1 protein-coding gene is annotated in these 999 nt (G+C 77.5%); it reads left to right on the forward strand.

From position 1 onward, the window contains the following. Positions 1-999, forward strand: a 999-nt coding sequence (locus GTW08_RS08660) for an acyltransferase domain-containing protein (RefSeq protein ID WP_161151744.1), incomplete at both ends; no start/stop codon positions are given.

A 999-nucleotide genomic window follows, 5' to 3' on the forward strand; every position in this document is an offset into this window, starting at 1 on the left:
CGGGTGGTGGCGCTGCGCAGCCGCGCGCTGCCCCGGCTGTCCGGGCACGGCGGGATGGTCTCGGTCGCGGCGCCCGTCGGCCGGGTCACCGAGCTCATCGTGCCCTGGGGCGGCGCGCTGTCGGTCGCCGCGGTCAACGGGCCGTCGTCGGTCGTCGTCTCCGGCGACGCGGACGCGCTCGACGCGCTGCTGCCCGCCTGCGAGTCCGCCGGGGTGCGGGCCCGGCGGGTCTCGGTGGACTACGCCTCGCACGGCCCGCACGTCGAGGCCGTGCGCGACGAGCTCGCCGAGGTCCTCGCCGGCATCACTCCGCGCACCCCGACGGTGCCGTTCTACTCCACCGTCACCGGCGGGCGCCTCGACACCGCCGAGGACGGTGGCCTCGACGGCACCTACTGGTACACCAACCTCCGCACCACCGTCCGGATGCAGGACGCCACCGAGGCGCTCCTCGCGGCCGGGCACCGGATCTTCGTGGAGGTCAGCCCGCACCCGGTGCTCGCCGGACCGGTCCAGGAGACCCAGGAGGCGGCCGACCCCGACGGCACCGCCGCCGCGGTCGTGCTGGGCACGCTGCGCCGCGACGAGGGCGGCCCCGCCCGGGTGCTGACCTCGCTGGCCGAGGCCTATGTGCACGGCGCCACCGTCGACTGGACCACCACCCTGCCCGACACCGGCGGCACAGACGTCGAACTGCCGACCTACGCGTTCCGGCGCCGCAGCTACTGGCCCGAGCCGAAGGCGGACCCGTCGGGCGCCGCCGACGACGCCGCGTTCTGGGCACTGGTCGACGGGCAGGACCCGGCGGCGTTCGCCGACGCGCTCGGCGTGCCCGGCGGCGCACTCGACACCGTGCTGCCCGCGCTGTCCGCATGGCGCGCCGGGTCCCGCGCCCGCACCCGGGCCAACGACCTGCGCTACCGGGTCGACTGGGCACCGGTCCCCGAGCCCGCCGCGGGCCCGCCGGCCGGGCGGGTACTGGTCATCGGCCACGACGCG

This window comes from Pseudonocardia sp. SID8383 (assembly GCF_009864975.1).
In the GTDB taxonomy this organism is placed as follows: domain Bacteria; phylum Actinomycetota; class Actinomycetes; order Mycobacteriales; family Pseudonocardiaceae; genus Pseudonocardia; species Pseudonocardia alni.